Here is a 20,014-nt window from a genome sequence, read left to right as displayed (position 1 = left end):
ATTTTAGCAATTATTAAGCCACTAAATTTTTATTTAAAATTCAATAAGCTAAAAATCAAGTTGGGTGTCACCACCCAACATATGTATAAAAATCAGACACCCTATCGAATTAAGTAATCGTCATATTGCGTAAACTGACTTTCACTATCATCGAACTCTAACGCTAGTTCAGCGATCAATGCCTGTTTTTCATCGCTAGTAGTAAGTGCAGCCGACTGCTCGCCTCTCTGTAAAGCGTAATTCAGCGTCATCGCTTTGCTCATACCACCGCTGTTCGTTGATAGTTGGGCGAAATCAAATTCAACATTGCCCTCAACCTCACTTGTTAAAGATAAACTGCTCTCGGTAGGTGTTTCTTGGGCATCTATCGCGTCAGGTACTACAGGCAATGTCGAAACAATTCCTCCTTTATCCTCAATAGATTTTACTGCAGGTTGAGTTTGCAAATCCTCACCCGCCATTATCAACTCGCTCGATACTGCTGATAGGCTCTCATCTTGCTCATCTTGCTCATCTTCAGACTCAATCGGGTATGTTATTACAGGCAGTGTAAACATAATATCGTCATCAATTTGAATGACTTTCCCTACTGATTCGAGTAGTGGGACTTCACCGTCCGAAGCCGTTTCACCTAAGCCTACAGATACGCTTTCGTCTGGTTCCTCATCCGACTCGATGGGCTCTCCCACCACCGGCAGTGTTGAAACGATACCTTTCTTACCCTCAACTGCCATGGCCGAATCAGAACCAACATCGCCTGTACCCGCCAACTGTTCGTTGGTATCAGGTGAAATTTTTTCGCTGTCATTTTCATCTGACTCAACAGGGTCTGATACTACAGGTAATGTTGACATCACGTCTTTACCATGAGCTGCTAGTGCCACCTCCTGCGTGTTGTCGTTATCGTCGGTTGCAGCTGCAACATCTAATGCCATTACAGATGCCCCAACCAACCGAACTGGGGTAGGCAATATCGACTTAACTTCATTTTCAGTTTGATCAGGAGTGGTTACCACATTTGGCAACGGCGTTGCCGTTGAACTATTGTCCAATTCATCAGCTGGGCTAATTAACTCTGGTATAGGCAGAATAGACATCGTAGCGTCTGGCGTTACTTCTAAAAACTCTTCAGCTACATTTACAACATTATCGCTACCACGGAAACCAACTTGAATAGCATCAATAAGTAATTCACTGCCTGTATTAGCCTCTCCTGACGCTGCAACGCCATTGTCGTCAGCATAACTTCCGTAGACAAACTGTCCGTTGACATCATAAGCACCTGCAGTGATCACAAAGTAGTCAAATGCATTTTGAGTAGTGAAGCTCATTGAAACCTCGCCACTAGCGCTACCGTTAACCAAATATTCATCAACCAGATTACCGCTTTCATCAAAGAACTGAACTCTGGCTTGCTCATCAAGATTGCCGGATTCATTAGTATACAAATCAGTAAACATAATCTCGCCACTCATCGCTGACGTATCGATATCGAATCGGATTCCCTCGGTACCGTCTAACTGCTGGAAGAAGGAGCCCGTTTGTGATGTGCGACCAGATACACCTAAATGTCCGAAAGCAACATCTTGCCCCTCAATACGCCATGAGTCCCAACCAACGAAAGACATTGCTGACCATGCTTCATTTAAGTCGGCGGTATTTGCTTTATGTGCTAGTGTGATTCCTTCGTCGGTCCAACTATTCTGCCAAGCATAGGGGTCAAAGAAATTAAAGAATAGTGACGCATCACCAATGCGGGTTCCTACGTCTACATCATCTACAACGCCCACATCATACGTGCCAGACGCAGTGACAAGCTGAACACTAACTTCGTATAGACCAAGGTCACCGTACTCGTGTAACAAAGCATTTGGATCGTTAAAGCTTTCAGACGTGCCATCTCCCCAATCTACTATCACTTCTAAGACAGGCTCATCACTGGATATTTGCAAATCAAGCTGCACTTCTTGGTCTCGAAGGGTAAATTCCTGAATAGAGCCCGTTGCCGTAGGTTCGCTGATTTCTTCGTTTACCGTAATCGTGGTGCTGGCAGCAACAAACTCTCCATCTTCATCAGTAATAAGGAGCTCTATAGTCGGATTAGTAATTGCTCCGTCATAGCTATGAACGTAATCCCCTGCTCCGGTGTAAACAGAAGTTGTTCCATCTCCCCAGTTGATAACGGCGTTTGAAATGGTATCGTCACCCGGCTCCACAACCTCGCCAAAGTTGATCGTAAACGGTGCATTAGCATCGACGCTTGCGTCCGATGCAACTGACGTAGTTGGCGCTACATTGTTGATCGTGACATCAATCGTGCCTGCGTCAAACGTGCCTTCGTCATTGACGATCTGCACACTGATAGTGGCACTGCTATTACCGTCTGCGAAGGTGTGGGTAACATCACCTAAATCAGCTACCGACTGAACCGCTGAACCATCACCCCAGTCAATAAGGTATTCGGAAACCGGATCATCACCGGGCTCCACCAAGTCAGCTAACGTGAGGGTGTACACACTGCCTTCGTCTGTCTCACTGGCGCCACTTACCGTGATAGATGGGGCTACGTCATTCACTGCAACGCCAAGGCTTGCTGCCGTGTAAGTGCCGTCTTCATCTGTCACTATTAAGCTAATAACTGGCAAGCTATCACCATCAGCAAAGGTATGGCTGTAATCACCTGCTCCTGTGTAGGCTGTGGTCGTGCCATCGCCCCACTCTATAACCGCATTGGTCACCGTGTCATCGCCAGGGTCAAGGATGTCGCCAAATGTGTAAGTCGCTTCGGTGCCTTCATTGACCTCGATAGGTCCGCTTATACTACTCACAGGTGCTACATTATTTACTGTGACATCAAAGACCTCGGTATCAGATTCACCTTCCTCATCGGTCACCGTAATTGACACGGTTTGCTCAGATGCGCCATCGGCAAACACCGTCGACACATCAAAGCTGTTCGACGTTGTAGCAAAGCTCTCATCAACGTTACCGTCATTATCCCAGTCAATATCTACGGTATAGCCTGCAGCTCCATTGTCCTCACCGTCAGTGAAGTTAATAGTGCGAGTAAAGGTATCACCTTCATCAATTACAGCATCTGCCTGTGAAGCTACATCCACGGTATCCGCTGGCGCACTCACACTCACTGCCTGCGTAGCGACATCGCTAAACACACCGTCTTCATCTTCCAAACTAACGCTGATAGTAAAGTCACCCACTGTGGTATAGGTGTGCGACACATCGCCCACACTGCTGTAGGTTTCTGTTGTGCCATCACCCCAGTTTACGGTAATGCCATTTCCAACAATAGTGTCATCGCCCGGGTCGATTATTGCCCCTAGGTTCAGGGTATACGCGGTGTTTTGAATACTGGTCAACGCGCCTGTTAATGCTAACGTTGGCGCTACGTTGTTGATCGTGACATCGACGGTCCCACCATCAAACGTGCCTTCGTCATTCACGATTTGCACACTGATAGTGGCACTGCTATTACCGTCTGCGAAGGTGTGGGTCACATCACCTAGCTCGGTAACTGACTGCACAGGAGTACCATCACCCCAGTCAATAAGGTATTCGGAAACCGGGTCATCACCGGGCTCTACCAAGTCAGCTAATGTGAGGGTGTACACACTGCCCTCGTCTGTCTCACTAGCGCCACTGACGGTGATGGATGGGGCGACGTCGTTCACTGCAACGCCAAGGCTTGCTGCTGTGTGGGTGCCGTCTTCATCGGTTACTATTAAGCTAATAACTGGCGAGTTATCGCCATCAGCATAGGTATGGCTGTAATCACCCGCTCCTGTGTAGGCTGTGGTCGTGCCATCGCCCCACTCGATAACCGCACTGGTCACCGTGTCATCGCCAGGGTCAAGGATGTCGCTAAAGGTGTAAGTCGCTTCAGTGCCTTCATTGACTTCGATAGGTCCGCTTATACTGCTCACAGGTGCTACGTTATTTACTGCGATATCGAAGGCCTCGGTATCAGACTCACCTGCATCATCGGTCACCGTAATTGACACGGTTTGCACAGATGCGCCATCGGCAAACACCGTCGATACATCAAAGCTGGTCGACGTTGTAGCAAAGCTCTCATCAACGTTACCGTCATTATCCCAGTCGATATCTACGGTGTAGCCTGCGGCTCCATTGTCCTCACCGTCAGTGAAGTTAATAGTGCGAGTAAAGGTATCACCTTCATCAATTACAGCATTGGCCTGTGAAGCTACATCAATCGTATCCGCTGGCGCACTTACGCTGACCGCCTGTGTTGCGACATTGCTAAAGGTACCGTCTTCATCTTCCAAACTAACGCTGATAGTAAAGTCACCCACTGTGGTATAGGTATGCGATACATCGCCCACACTGCTGTAGGTTTCTGTTGTGCCATCACCCCAGTTCACGGTAATGCCATTTCCAATAATGGTGTCATCGCCTGGGTCGATTATTGCCCCTAGGTTCAAGGTATACGCGGTGTTTTGAATACTGGTCAACGCACCTGTTAATGCCAACGTTGGCGCTACGTTGTTAATGGTGACATCAATAGTGCCTGCGTCAAACGTGCCTTCATCATTCACGATCTGCACACTGATAGTGGCGCTGCTGTTGCCGTCCGCAAAGGTGTGGGTCACATCACCTAGCTCGGTAACTGACTGCACAGCAGTACCATCACCCCAGTCAATAAGGTATTCGGAAACCGGGTCATCACCGGGCTCTACCAAGTCTGCTAGTGTAAGCGTGTATACACTGCCTTCATTTGTCTCACTTGCGCCACTTATAGTGATAGATGGCTCTATATCTTCGACATCTACGATAAGCGTGGCTGCGACATGAGGATCAGCATCTTCGTCTGTGACTAGGAGTCTAATACTGCGTGTAGCATTTCCATCTGCAAATGTATGAGCGTACTCTCCAGCCCCAGTATAGGCTGTGGTTGTGCCATCGCCCCAATCGATTACAGTATCGGAAATAGCATCATCACCAGGGTCGACGATATCACCGAAGGTGTAGGTCACCTCGCTGCCCTCATCAACGGAAGTCGGGCCTGTGATAATAGAAGACGGCGCCACGTTAAGAACATTGACAAATTGTGTCCCCGCATTTTCAAAAGTACCGTCATCATTGACGACATCGACCGAAATATTAAAGCCGAAAGGGCCGTCACTGTAGACATGAGTCTGCGTACCAAATTCATCACCATCGATGGTTTCAACTGTACCGTCACCCCAATCAATAACGAACTCCTGAATGGGATCATCACCTGGCTCAAACACACTAGCGGTAAGGCTATATACAGCCCCTTCGTTAACTGAACCTCCACCATGAAGATTAAGGGTAGGTGCTACATCGCCCACAGTCACAGTAAACGTTTCTGTATCTGTTTGTCCGTTCACATCGTCAGATACGGTAACAGTGACATCATAAACGCCGTCATCGGCAAAATTATGAGCAATGTTAAAGTCTCGACTGAATATGGAAACGTCATTCTGAACACTACCGTCTCCCCAATCGATGGAGTAGGTCCAGCCATTACTATTCTGATCTGTTGGGTCAGTAAACGAAATAGCCTGAACGAAAGTAGCGCCCTCATTTGCAGTTGCATCAGAGATTGCCTGAACATCCAAAACTTCGGCAGGTACACTGACTTGCACGTCTTTTGTTGAAACACCTTCGTATGTGCCATCTTCGTCGACAAGGTCTATAGAGATTTCGTAATCGCCGGGAGTGGCATAGACATGGGTAACATCACCAGGGCTGTTAAAGGTTTCAACGGTGCCATCTCCCCAATCGACGATGAAGTCTGTCACTGTGTCATCGCCAGGGTCGCTCGGATTGCCTAACCTTAGAGTATATACCTGGTCTTGTTCGACATCATTGTTTCCGAACAGACCTATTGATGGGGCAACATTGCTGATAGTTGCTTGATACGTTTGTGTCTCTATTGCTTCGGCTGTACCTGATTGGTCGTCTACCGTAACCGTAACGGTGTAAACTCCATCGTCAAGATAACGATGGCCGGTATTAAGCGTGCCTGAATTCGTTGTATATTGAGAGGACTCACCGTCTCCCCAGTCCACGTTTACCAGAAGTGTATCACCATCAGGATCGGTGAAGTTTATTGTGTGACTAAAACCAACTCCATACGACTCAGTTCCCGTATCGTCGGCACCTACGCTCATCCCTGGTGCGTCATTTACAGGTAATACAGTAATATTTGTTGTAGCGGGCTCAGCAAAGTTTGCCCCATCACTGCCCGCCCAAGTAAAGCTATCTAGTCCATTAAAATCTTGATCGCCAAGATAAGTTAATACACCAGCTTGAAGCGCATTTATATCAAAAGTCTGTCCTGGCGCTATAGCCACACCATTGAGTGCAAGAACACCGCTGATGGGAAGTGTGATAAACGCAACTTCTTGAAGTAGCTCCCCTTCAGGGTCAACAAATGCATTTAAAAACTCGTTTGCGTCGATAACAATACTCTCGTCTTCGCTTCCTTGAACAACAAAATCCGTGGTTTGAGGTACCTGATTACCGAAACGCTGCATGATGACATCATAGCCATCAGCGTTCCCCATCCACGATGTCCATGACGCGATAAACCCGCCATCGCTTAATGCTGCCAGGCTTGGCTCATACTGTGTGCTACTAGTATTTTGATTTATCAACTGTGGAAGGTCTATAAGGCGCCCACCTTGGTCAAACTCTTGCACAAACACGCCGTCGCCACTACCGTCATTGCCAGTAAAGGCAATGGCAAAACCACCACCAGCAAGCGCGACAATGCTTGGGTCATATTGAGAATATAGATAGTCTTGATTGACCCTAAACTCTTCGCCTACTGCAACGGATTCGCCTGCGGCGTTAAACGTAAAGCGTTGTGCGTAAACGCCCGAGTGATATAGGTCGGCCGTATTATCAGTCCAAGTAATAACAAAGTCTCCGTTGGCCAGCCCAGCAACTGCGCTTTGCGTCTGGCTTCCGCTTACCGATGTATTGACTTGGAATTCGCTACCAACTGTATTGCCGTTGGCGTCGAATACCTGAGCGAAGATACCGGTACTGCTAGCATCTGGGCTTTGCCACGATACGACATAGCCACCTTCAGGTAACCCTGTCGAGCTCGCTAGGGCACTAATATCGGCAGTGTCCTGATTACTCGAAACCGAAGTGTTCACCAGCAATTCGCCGTCTAATGCTTGACCTGTGGCATCGAAGCGCTGCATCGCAACACCCCACCCGCTATTATCACCAGTATCCGAATCAAATGTCTGCCAAACAACAGCAAACTCACCATTTGGTAAAACTGCGATTTGTGAATGACTTTGGGTGCTCGAAGCTTCTGTATTCACAACAAACTCAGCACCATTGTGCGGAGCCTGATTAAATGGCGTACCGTCATTATTAAACATACGCCCAATGACTGAAGACCCTGAACCATCTTGCGAAGAGTCAGAAGAGGTCCATGTCATTACGAAAGTACCATTATTTAATGATTGCACGGTAATATCGTTTTGCGTACTAGTGAGTGTTGTATTCGCTATTTGATTAGAACCAACTGGATTGTTTTCGTTGTCATAAGTTTGGAAATATACATCGCCGCTTTCACTGTCTTGCCAAGAGACAATATAGCCATCAAGTTCTCCGTTGCTGTCATACAGTGCTGATGTCTGCGATGCTGATTGGTATCCAGAAGTATCTGTGTTTACGGCTCTCTCTGGTTGTAGCGTCGGTAAATTGCCATCCAAGTTTTGAGAAATATTAACGACAATAGACTGCGCTATACTTGAACCGCCTGCGCCATCAGTTAAGCGTACGCTATAGGTACGAGTCGATTCTGGAGCATCCGAGATATTTCTGTAAGTGACAGCTTCGAGCAGGGACTCTATGGCCTGTGCACTCGCATTAGCATTAAACGTAACCACGAGAGCAGTGTCGTTGGTTCCGCTAGAGTCTAAGGTACCAATCACCGTGCCTTCATACAAAACGTCGCTGCCAGACACAGCAATTTCGTTTGCACCAGAGCCTTGATTTTGAATCCCTAAGTTGTCTTGGGGGAAGAAAGGCTGACGTCCAAGCTGGTCACCTTGTCCATAAGAGGAAATACGTGCAATCTCTAGTTGTCCACCTGTAAAATCGGTCGTATCGATATCTGCGACACCGGCACCGATAAACAACAGCTGGGGAGCAAAGTTAAGACTGGATTCACTAAACTCAATGGAGTTAGATGCAATTTCAACGACAGGCGCTTGACTCGTTTCAAACTGGCCATCACTGCCAAACATGCGCATAAGAATGCCATAGCTGTTTGCTTGATCCGGTTCGGTGTTATAGCTCGTCCAGGTGACTGCGAATCCACCGTTACTCAGTGCAGTTATGCTAGGTTCATAGTTTCCGTTAACATTGTTAGTCTCTGCGCGTTTTGGACCGTCAACAATATTGCCACCATTGTCGAACTGCTGAACAAAAATACTGTCCGGATTGTTTGAATCTAAGTAGCTTACAGCAAAACCACCTCCGACTAATGCGGTAACATCGGGCTGGTACTGTGCGCCACTTGTCTGCTCGTTTACGCGCAGCAATTCTCCGACAGCTTGACCGTTTGCATCGAATAGCTGAGCAAAAACGCCAGCGTTACTGGTATCGTTGTTGTCAGTATAAGTCACAACAAAACCACCATTGTCTAGTGCTGCCACTTTCGGCTGGTACTCGCTATCACTGGTATCGGCCACTGTAATTGCACCTGAGAATGTACTACCATCGTTGTTAAAAATTTGAGCTTCTATGTCAGAGCCTGTTCGATAGGTAACGACCAGCTTTCCGTTGGCTAACTCAGTAATATCCGGCTCACTCTGAGTACCGGAGGTTATGGCGTTGGCAAGAGTTTCGTTTATAACGCGGTTTCCATTAGCGTCAAACGTGGTTAAAAAGGTACCGCTGTTGTCGCCTACACCGTTGCCGCTGAAAATGGCAGCAAACCCACCGCTAGCCATTGATGTCAAGCGCACCTGTGACTGGGTGCTAGACAAAGTATCGTTGATAATAAAGTCGTCGCTTTGCTGCACGCCATTTAAGTCGAATAGGCGACCAAATATACCCGAGCTATCGTCTTCCCCACGACCTTGCCAGGCAACCACAAACCCACCAGCCACTGCCGTTACACTTGGGTAAGTCTGTTCTTGTGGGGTGTATTGATTAACAATAAACTCGTTACCTATTGGTGAGCCATTGGCATCAAAGCGCTGCCCCACAATACCACTACCCCAACCATCCTGATTCTGCGATTGCCAAACTACCACTAGCGAGCCATCTTCCAATTCTGTCACTTCTGAATACTGCTGGTTGTTTTCTTGGAAAGTATTGACCTGAATTTCGTCTCCCTGGGGCGACGCGCCATCGGCAACGGGTTCAACGACAAAGTTAATCGCATTATTTGATGTGCTGTTGCCTTCGCCATCGGTTAAGCGCAGAGATATGGTTCGTTGAAGCGTAGGGCCATCTGAAGAGTTGAGGTAGCTTAATGCTTGAAGTAGAGCGTTTATGCTAGCTTGATTTGCATTGGCATTAAAATCAATATGAAGTTCACTACCGTTAGCGCCATCTTTGGTAATGCTGGCGAAAGCGGTACCTTCAAAAGAAATAGTACTTCCAGATACACTGATCTCTCCTAAACCGTTCCCGGAACTTAATACAGAAAAATTATCCTGTTCATTAGCACTGACAAATTGACCTTGTGCACCATAACCAGTAATCACAGTAACGGTTAGGCTACCACCGTTAAAGTCATTAGATTCAGCGCCGAATAAATCAGCACTAGAAATAAATGCTTCAGGGGTATCAGACTCGGTCAAGATGATTTCGTTAGGCAAACCAGCAATTTCAATTTGACCCGAGCCATCAGAAAATTGACCGTCACTGCCAAACCCTCGCCAGAATACTCCATAGGAATTGTTTACCCCAACTTCAACGTTATAACCGCTCCAAGCAGTAATGTAGCCACCGCTGGACAAGCCCAACACAGCAGGCTGCCAATCGGTGCTGACGTTATTAATGTTGACCTGATTGTTACCGTCAATAGCGTTTCCGGCAGCATCAAATTCCTGGGTAAAAATGCCATCAGGTGAGGCACTTGAATAGTAACTTACAACAAATCCACCTGTAGCCAGCGCATCTACTTTAGATTGAGATTGACTGCCCAACGTCCCTTCGTTCACCCGAATTTCATCGCCAATTATATTGCCACTTGAATCAAACAGCTGTGCAAATACACCTGAACCATTGCCGTCATTATTGACCGTATAAGAAACTACAAAGTTTCCATTAGACAGAGCCGTGATATCTGGCTCCCGCTCTGTCGTTACGGGGCGGTCAATAATAATTTCTGGCGCTAGTGTGGTTCCGTCTGCATTAACTAAACGAATGGTTATTTGATTACTACTTTCGTATGTGACAGCAAGTTGCCCGCTAGCCAATTCTGTGATCGAAGGATCAAACTGTGACCCACTCGTAGATTCATTGATTAAGAACTCTGCGCTTAACGGTGTACCATCTTCATTAAATAAGCGGCCAAATACCCCGCTGCTGTCGCCGACACCATTACCTTCCCAAACTGCTGCGAATCCACCGCTGCTAAGCTGGATAATTTGCGGGTCGTTTTGAGTGGAACTTGTGGTTTCGTTAATTACAAATTCACCACCAACTGGTTCACCAAATTCATCAAATCGCTGCGCAACGATACCGTAACCGCTGCCATCAACACCGCCAGTGTCTGACCATGCTACCACAAACCCATTGCCGTTAGCCGCTACTGATGGCAATGACTGTGAACTTAACGTGCTGGTATTGATAGCGATTTCATTGCCAATGGGCGCACCATTATCACTGTATCTCTGAGCGAAGATACCTTGGCCATTTCCGTCTTGATTGGCATCAGACGTCCAGACCATTACAAACCCGCCACTTGCCATTTCAGCTAATGCTGGTGTGGTTTGGTTGCCCAACTCAAAACTGTTTGCCTGTATGTCGCTAGTCTGTGGTGAGGAACCGTTCGCTACTTCCGTGATGTTTAGCGTAACAACCTGATTTGCGCTAGAACCTCCATCACCGTCGGTCAAACGCAACGCGACTTCTCGACTGGCCTGTGGAGAGGTAGAAAGGTTTGAGTAACCGATTGACTGCATTAACGCGTTTACAGCTTCTAATGTTGCATTTGCATTTAAAGCGATGTGTAAACCATTCCCCGCTTGCCCATTTTGTGTAATGGTGCCTATTGCGGAGCCCGCATAGCTCACCGTACTTCCTGAAACCCCAATCTGACCCTGTCCGACACCTTGATTATCGATAGTAAAGTTATCATCAGCAAACTCTTGATTTGTATTTACGATATCCCGATACCCACCCACAATATCGACTGTTAAAAGGCCTCCATCAAAATCTGCCGAATTACTATCAAGAACATCAACATTGCTGAAAATAAACTCAGTATTGGCACTTTCAGTAATCGTGATTTCCGCTGGAATATTTTCAATCTCTGGGCCATCGCTACTACTGAAATCACTAGCAATGCCAACTAGCTGTTGACCTATTTCATAGGTGCTATTAGCAGGTGATGTAAGATTATATCCAGACCAAATAACTGCAGCGCTCTGATTTCCAACACTCACAATTGTAGATTGGTGGTCTGTACTCGGCCCCGAGCCAGCTAAAACTGGCCCATCCACTTTTGTAGGGGTAGTACCTGTAGCTTCAAATTCTTGGACGTACACGCCCGCATTTGCCCCCCAAGTAACGGCGAAATTACCATTATCCAATGAAGCTATGTCAATGCCATCATTAGAATTCCAGCTTGTTTCGCTGGTGTTAACAATAAACTCATCGCCGATAAAGTTGCCGTTTGCATCGATGCGTTGACCGCGGAACCCCCAAAAATCTTTTGCAAACTCATCAATATAGTGCCCCCAAACGAGTACAAAAGTGCCGTCATCAAGCGCAGTCACTGCAGGTTGGTTCCATACATTACCTTCTGACGTATTTACTTTGAATTCAGAAACTAGCTCTGTTCCATCTGCAGGATTAAAAATTCGCGCAAATACATCGTCACCTGAGTTGCTCTTCCACGTTGCTACCACAGCGCTTGCTGAGGCTGCTAAGTCGGCATTGCTTTGAGAGCCCGAAATTGACGTGTTCGCTAATAATTCAGTAGTTGTGGCAACACCAGCATTATCAAAAAAGCGCATACCAATACCAATACCGCTCGTATCGCCTGTGGCACTATCGTAAGTGTCGAACGCTACGACGAAGCCGCCGGTAGCCAGCGCAGTAACGACGGGGGTCCCTTGCGTGCTGGATAGGTTTTCATTAACAATAAATTGGTCGCCAAGGGCTTGACCAGAAGCAGTAAAGCGCTGGGCATAAACATTTATGTCGCTGTTGGACTCGCTAGTAACACTCTCCCAAACCACGACGAAAGACCCATCACTGAGTCCTGCAACGTCAGCGTTGGTTTGATTGCCGAAGTTTTCCGTGTTAACCACGAACTGGTTACCAACTGCTTGTCCATTTTCATCAAAGATTTGTGCAAATATTCCATTGGAACTGCCATCAAGACTGTTTTCGCCAGTCCAGGTAACGATATAACCCCCACCCGATAACTCGCTGGCAGATGGTATAGTCTGGTTACCAGCAGTCACTTGGTTAATTAGAGTCGGCTCACCAACAAGGTCAAAGTCATTTACAGACTGCTCAAAATTAAGGTTGTAATCTATATTCGTTGAGGTGCTGTTAGCACTGTCGTATACATAGAGCCTAACACTTCTGGTGTTAAGAGCGCCTGAATCGCTGCTATAGCCCAGTGCTTCAATTAAAGCTTCAACTGCTTCATCGGTAACGCCAGTCGTAAAATCAATACGCAGGTCATTGCCCGCTTCTCCATTGTCAGAAGAATCAATTGAGGCAAACACAGTACCTTCATACGAAATAGTAGAGCCACTCACACTTATTTGGCCATAACCCGTTCCTATGTTAAGCACGCCTAAGGTATCTTCGAATGTCTCGTTGTTTGAAATATAACGCAACGTCAAATACCCACCGTCTAGGCTATTTGCCCCCTTGTATTCAAAGTTAATGTTGCTGTCTAATAACGCCAGCTGACCTACAACATCCGACTCGTTGAAGGTTACATTCCTGTCAAAGTCTTCCATTAAAAAGTCTGGCGCAGACACCGAAGAGCGTATATCAATAAAAATGGCATTTCCCTGAGTAGCTGCACCATTGCCGTCGGTCACGCGAATCGAGATAGTCTCGTCATTTTCTACATTGTTTTGAGAGGCATAAGTCAAATGCTCTATCAATGCATCAATAGCTATTGACGTTGCGTTAGCGTTGAAAGTGACAGATACCCCATTGCCGTTTGCGCCATTTTCACCACTCGAAATTTGCCCGATCGCTGTTCCCTCGAAACTGACATCACTGCCACTTACAGAGATTTGACCAAGTCCCGTGCCGGTTGTCTCTATGTCAAGCAGGTCATCAGCATCGCTTTGGGTAAGATAGAACACCTCTAACATACCGCCGTCAAAATCATCGCTAATGTGAGTAAAATCCACGTCCGCATCAATTCTCACAGGCGTTGATGCTACTGAATTTACAATCTGCCGCGTATCAGTCAGGTCATCCAAGCTAGGTGGCGTAGAACGGTTGAAATCGTTGGGGTTACCAAAAATGTTTTGAAATACGCCCCAGCTGCTATCATCGGGTTCTAAAGAAGAGTCAGCCCAAACTGCAATAAAGTTGTTTGACGATCCCAAGCCAGTTAGAGAAATATTATCAACACTGGACACTGAGGTACTGCTAGCTAGCACTTCGCCGTCAATGGGAACCCCATTACCGTCGAACTCTCGAATGAATGCACCATTATTGTCCCCAACGCCATTACCCGTCCAGCCAACGACAAAGTTACCATTAGGTAAAGTCGCGACGCTAGGCTCTGTTTGATTTCCTGTCAGCGTTTCATTTACCTGAATGAGATCGCCGTTAACGGTTCCATCTGCATTGTAGCGCTGGGCAAAAACGCCATCATTGCTGCCATCTGTGCTTTGAAACACAACGACAAAACTGCCATCTGAGAACGCCGCAACCTGGTTATTTTGTTGTGATCCATCTAACAATAAGTCTATTTCGCCACCAAGTGCATTGCCATTGTTATCAAAACGCTGCATTACTATGTCGCTACTGTTTCCCCCTGCTTGAGTAGAGGAATACCAAGAGACAACAAAGCCACCGCTAAAGCTGCTAATAGACGAGTTGTATTGTGTATTTGAACTCGTAGTGTTGGCCGTAAATGATGCGCCTGCGGGCGTACCATCAGCATTGAAGATGCGCACTGATATACCCCAGCCGGAAGCATCGCCGCCGCTGTCAGACCAAGTTGTTGCAAACTTTCCATCTGACAACGCGACCACGTCCACCAATGACTCTGTGTTGTCTGAGCCATCTCGCAACAAAAACTCTGAGCCTAAAGGTGAGCCATCTGACGCATAACGCTGTGCAAACACACCGCTGCTATCCGAAATACCATATCCATCCCAAGTGATGACAAAAGAGTTATCGCTTAAAACAGTCACAGCCGGAGCTGATTGAGCGTTTGTGGTTGTTGTATTGACTAAGAACTCATTACCCACAGGTAGTCCATTAGTATCAAAACGCTGTGCATAGACGCCCCAACTACTGTCATCTTGGTTAGTCGAAACCCAGGTAACCACGTAACTGCCGTCCGAAAAACTCGCGACATCTGGAGTGAATTGGCCCCCGGCTGTAAATGTATTGACTAAATCTGGCCCAAATACAGAATCAGTTCCATCGGTGTCGGGTGAAACATTTACGATAATAGTTTGATTACCGGTACTGCCTCCATCACCATCTTCTACGTTAAGAGACAGGATTCGCTGTGCGTTTGGTGCTTCTGATACATTGGCATACGTTAAGTTTTGAACTAGCGCTTCGATAGCTTCTGATGTTGCATTGGCATTTAATTCTATGCGCAGCTGAGTGCCATTTTGGCCATCGTTAACGATACTACCAATCACAGTTCCGCTATAGGATATCGTTAAACCCGATACCCCAATTTGACTTGGCCCGTTACCTTGATTATTTACGCCTAATTGATCCTCTTCCCCACCAAACTGGATGTACCCAAGGGTAACAACACCACCGTCAAAATCGCTCGAGTCGCTATCTTGTAGCGACACCGCTGCATCCAAAATTTGAGGTGCATTGTTTACTACGTTTTCAGCAAATGTTACTTCATTGGCAAAACCTGAAAGCGTAGGATTTTGGTTTGTCGATTGGCTTCCAAAGAACGACTGGAAAACACCATAACTATTTCCATCGGCGCTATTTTGATCGTGGTAAGTGATGACATAATCGCCGTTACCCAGCGACGCCACACTGGGGCGGGTTTGCGTGCCGGATTGCTGCCCTATATTGACTAATTGGTCGCCATCTAAGGGCTGCCCATCTGAAGAAAATTCACGTCGAAATACGTCGATACTATACGCAGAGTACCAAGTGACGACAAAATTGCCGTTTGGTAGATGATCAATGCTTGGGCTGTTTTGACCAGAAGCTGGATTTTCATTTACAACGAACGTTTGGCCCTGCGCATTGCCCGTAGCGTCATAACGTTGCGCTAATATTGCACTACCACTGCCATCTGACAGGTTTGTCGTATCCTCCCATGCCACAACGAAGCTGCCATCTGCGGCATAAGAAACCTTCGGCGTGGCCTGATTGCCCGCCGACAAACTGGTTACCTCAATTTCTGAGCCTAACGGTGTTCCATCGTTAGCAAATTGCTGAACAATAATTTCGTTCGACGTACTGCCATTGTGATTATCGGAATACCAGGTAATTGCAAACCCAGTTGATGACGCATCAATACTGGGGGAGTACTGAGTACCAGTGACTGTAGTATTTGCAACTAATTCGTTGGTTACGGCGGTTCCGTCATTTTGGAATATTCGATATGAAACGCCCCATGAACTGCCGTCTCCACCAGCCGAGTGCCACGTTACTGCAAAGTTACCGTCAGACAGTCGTACCACGTCAGGAAGTTCTTGCGAGCTAGATACAAAGTCATTAACTTGAAATTCATCACCTAATGCCAAACCATTTGCGTCGAATAGCCTTGCTTTAATTTCGACGTTATCATTTGTCCCATGTCCCCGCCAAACCACCACATACGAACCATCAGCAAATGTGGTGACTTTGGGGTCATTATCTGTTTGACCTGCAGTTACGGCTGATTCTTGACTCACAAGAAATTCTGTACCTATAGCATTGCCGTTGGCACTAAATCGCTGACCGTGAATACTATAAACACCATTGTTATTTTCTTGATCTTCACTTTGCCACACCACGACATAACTGCCATCATCAAAAGCAGCAACATCCGACTTCTGTTGAGCTCCATTGGTGAATGTATTGACTAGAGAGGAGGTAAAAGCAGTGACTGTCGAGTCAATTTCAGCGCTAATATTGACAGTAAAGTCAATATTTTCGCTCGATGCACCATTTGCATCGGTAAGCCGCAGGCTAATGCTGCGCGCTCCTTCGGGGCTATTAGAGGTGTTTCGGTAACTGGTTGCTTCCAATACGCCCTCAACAGATTCTGTTGTCGCATTGGCATTAAAGGTAATAACAAGCTGACTACCGTTTTGCCCATCACTTAGAAGCGTACCAATTTGAGTTCCCTCATAAAACACCGAGCTTCCCGAAACGGCCACTTGTCCTGCAGCATTACCCTGATTGAATAGCCCCAATTGATCGTCGCTAGAACTCCCAACATTATAACCTACGGTGAGTGTGCCGCCGTCAAAGCCTACACCTGACACATCAGCTACTGATACACCAAGCTCCAAAGGCACAAGACCGGCATTGACCAGTGCCTCATCAAAGTTATAGCTAGAAGCGAAACCCGTTATCTCTGGTCCAGTTGCATCGGCAAAAGAGCCAAAACGATTAAGGCTGATATCGGTGTTATCGAATCCGGTGCCGCTTTGTTCAAAAGCGATGAAGTAATTGTTGCCCGAACCAATAACAACAGGATTATCAACAGATGTATTTATATTTGATTCAACCCGTAACTCACTGTCTATAGGCACTAAATCAGAAGTAAACTCGCGGCGCATGATGCTGCCTAAATTCACATCGTTCCACGTAAATACGTAATTGCCGTTACCAAGTTGAGCGATATCAGGGCGGTATTGAGTGCTTAAGTTATTTTCATTAATAACGATTTGTGCCGTAAGTGCACTATGAGAGGCATCAAATTTTTGAGCGACAATACCATAACCACTTCCGTCAGCGTTCCCTGAGTGGTCGACCCACGTTAGTACATAGCTTCCATCGGCCGATGCATTCACTTCGACGCTGAGCTGATCTCCAGCCTGACCCAACGTAATATCAAGTTCTGCACTGGCAAAGGTGCCATCATTGTTTACCGCACGAGCAACGACATCACTCGAACTTCCGCCAGTCTGCGTACTTGAGTACCAGCCCACAATATATCCACCATCATACGAATCGACGGAAGGTGCATATTGGGTGCCAGTAATAGTGCTATTTACGACAATTTCATCGGTAACGGGAGCTCCGTTGGAATCGAAAATTCTTGTTACGATGGACCATCCACTACCATCGGCACCCGCACTTTGCCATGTTACCGCGACATTGCCGTTTGACAGACGGGTAATCTGACTGTCAGATTGCGTACTTGACGTATATTGATTTATTTGGAAATCATCAGTGGCAGGGGTACCGTCAGAATTGAAGATTCGCCCGTAAATACCTGAACCGTCTTGCCCAACCTCTCCAGCGCCATCCCACGTGACCATAAAGCTACCGTCAGAAAAAGTGGCGACCTCAGCATTCTGTTGCGTTGAGTCACTGGGTAAAAAGTCGGACTGGTTTATCTGAAGTTCTAAGCCAATAGGCTCACCATTGGCATTAAAGCGCTGGGCATGTATTCCGTAATTATTGGTATCGTTTTGTGAGTAGCTATCCCAAACAACGATAAAACTACCATCGTCGAACTCGCTGATAGAAGGACCGGACTGTGTTGAGTTAGTAAAAGTGTTTATCCTTTCTGTTGTTCCTACTGACGCAATTGAATCATTAGTTTGTTCAACGATAATTTCTGTTACAACATTGCTACTTGTGTTGCCTGCACCATCGTCGAGTCGAATAGAGATCGTACGCGTTGCTTGAGGGCTTTGTGAGCTGTTAGCGTATTGAACATTTTCCAGCAACGCTTCTATAGACTCTACATTTGCATTGCTAGTTAAATTAACAATTAAGTTGCTGCCGCTATCCCCACCTTCAACGATAGTGCCTATCACGTTTCCTTCATAGGTAATCTGATTACCGGACACACCAATCTGCGAAGACCCAGTCCCCTGGTTACGTATCGAAAGTGAATCTTCGCTGCTACCTCCTACCACATAAGCAATGGAAAGCTCGCCTCCATCATAGTTTGCAGTGTCTGTGTCTACCACTGCGACAGCAATATCAATGATTTGTGGGGCAGCATTTACTACATTTTCATCGAAAACGACTTGCTCAACCATACCTATAACTTCTGGAGGGATATCTACAATAGGGTTGTTTGTCGTGGAGAAAACGCGCTGCACAATACCTGCTTGTGCACCATCATCAGTGGTAAAACTGTCTGAGTCCCATGTAATAACAAATTCACCGTTTGAAAGTGCAGTGATATCGGGGGTGTATTGGCTTCCATTAGAATTCGACGCTGTGGTTGCAAGCGTTTCAATACCAATAGGCGTGCCATCTTGCGCAAATTGTTGATATACGACACCCGATTCAAAACTGCCGTCTAAGGTAGTTCGACCGTCCCAAGTCACGACAAAAGTATCGTCATCGAGCACAGCGACATCGGGCCTGTTCTGCGAACTACTCGTTGTGGTATTTACTAGAAAAACGCCCGATGCGTTGGTTCCATCAGCATTAAAAAGTTGTGCGTAAACTCCGTCACCTGAACCATCAAAGCCAGAATTTTCTTCCCAGACAACGACAAAGTCACCATTGCTAAAATATTCAATTTTGGGGGTGTCTTGGTCCCCACCAGTTTGAACTCCAACCTGAACTGTCGGACCTTCGGCACTTAATTCATTATTGAATTGCTGGAATCGAACCACGCCGTTATTGCTACTTGGATACCAAGTAGCTGCGAACCCTTCAGCATGGGCACTTATATCTAAATAATAATTAGTTGTGTCGCCCTGTACGGTAATTGCCTGTTCTGTTGAGACTGCAGTTAGTGAGCTATCGAATGCTCGAAAAACAAGCTCAGCATTATTACTGCTGTCGCTACGCCATCCTATGACTATATTGCCGTTGTCTAAGGTTGCGATATCCGGATAATCTTGTGTAGAAGATGTATCTGCATTTATCAGTACGTTAGCTGTAGTAGGCTCACCGGATGCATTGAAATGTCGAGCAAAAATTCCAGCTCCGTCCCCCTCACCAACGCCATGCCAAGCCACCACAAAACTACCATCAGCCAGGGTAGTCACCTTGGGATTTTGCTGATTACTATATGAGTTAGACGGAACATTCACTTGAAACTCATGCCCTATTGGTGTGCCATTTGCGTTAAACCGCTGGGCATAAATACCATATGAATTTCCGACATCTCGTGTTGAATGCCAGACAGTAATATAGCTGCCGTCAGCAAACGCTGCGGTATGATTGGCACCTATACTGTTGTTGATAATAGAGTTGACTAAACGTTCGTTGCTGATAGGAGTTGCCATAACTTTTGTCCTTAAATATTGAAATGACGTGTAATTTGATTAGTAACCCACCACCAACAACGAGTAGGTTTGAATTTTGTTTTGATTAAATGATTTTCTGAACGGCTCAGCTCACAATTAGTGAGCGCGCGAAGGGAGTTAAGAGTAAGAAAGAGTAAGCTGAGAAATATTTCGAATACAACAATGCCATG

1 protein-coding gene is annotated in these 20,014 nt (G+C 46.4%); it reads right to left on the bottom strand.

Annotated elements, in window-relative coordinates; translation table 11 throughout:
- Nucleotides 1-101: 101 nt before the first annotated feature.
- A complete protein-coding gene (locus ACYX4M_RS13665) occupies nucleotides 102-19,823 on the bottom strand; it encodes a beta strand repeat-containing protein (protein WP_476080510.1) in 19,722 nt (6,573 codons plus the stop codon).
- Nucleotides 19,824-20,014: the final 191 nt, after the last annotated feature.

Source organism: Alteromonas sp. ABV4_150 (assembly GCF_056311745.1).
This window is presented reverse-complemented; position numbering and strand designations above follow the sequence as displayed.

Coding starts and splice junctions, on each gene's coding strand:
- ACYX4M_RS13665 (WP_476080510.1), bottom strand. CDS start 19,823: ATGGCAACTCCTATCAGCAACGAACGTTTAGTCAACTCTATTATCAAC.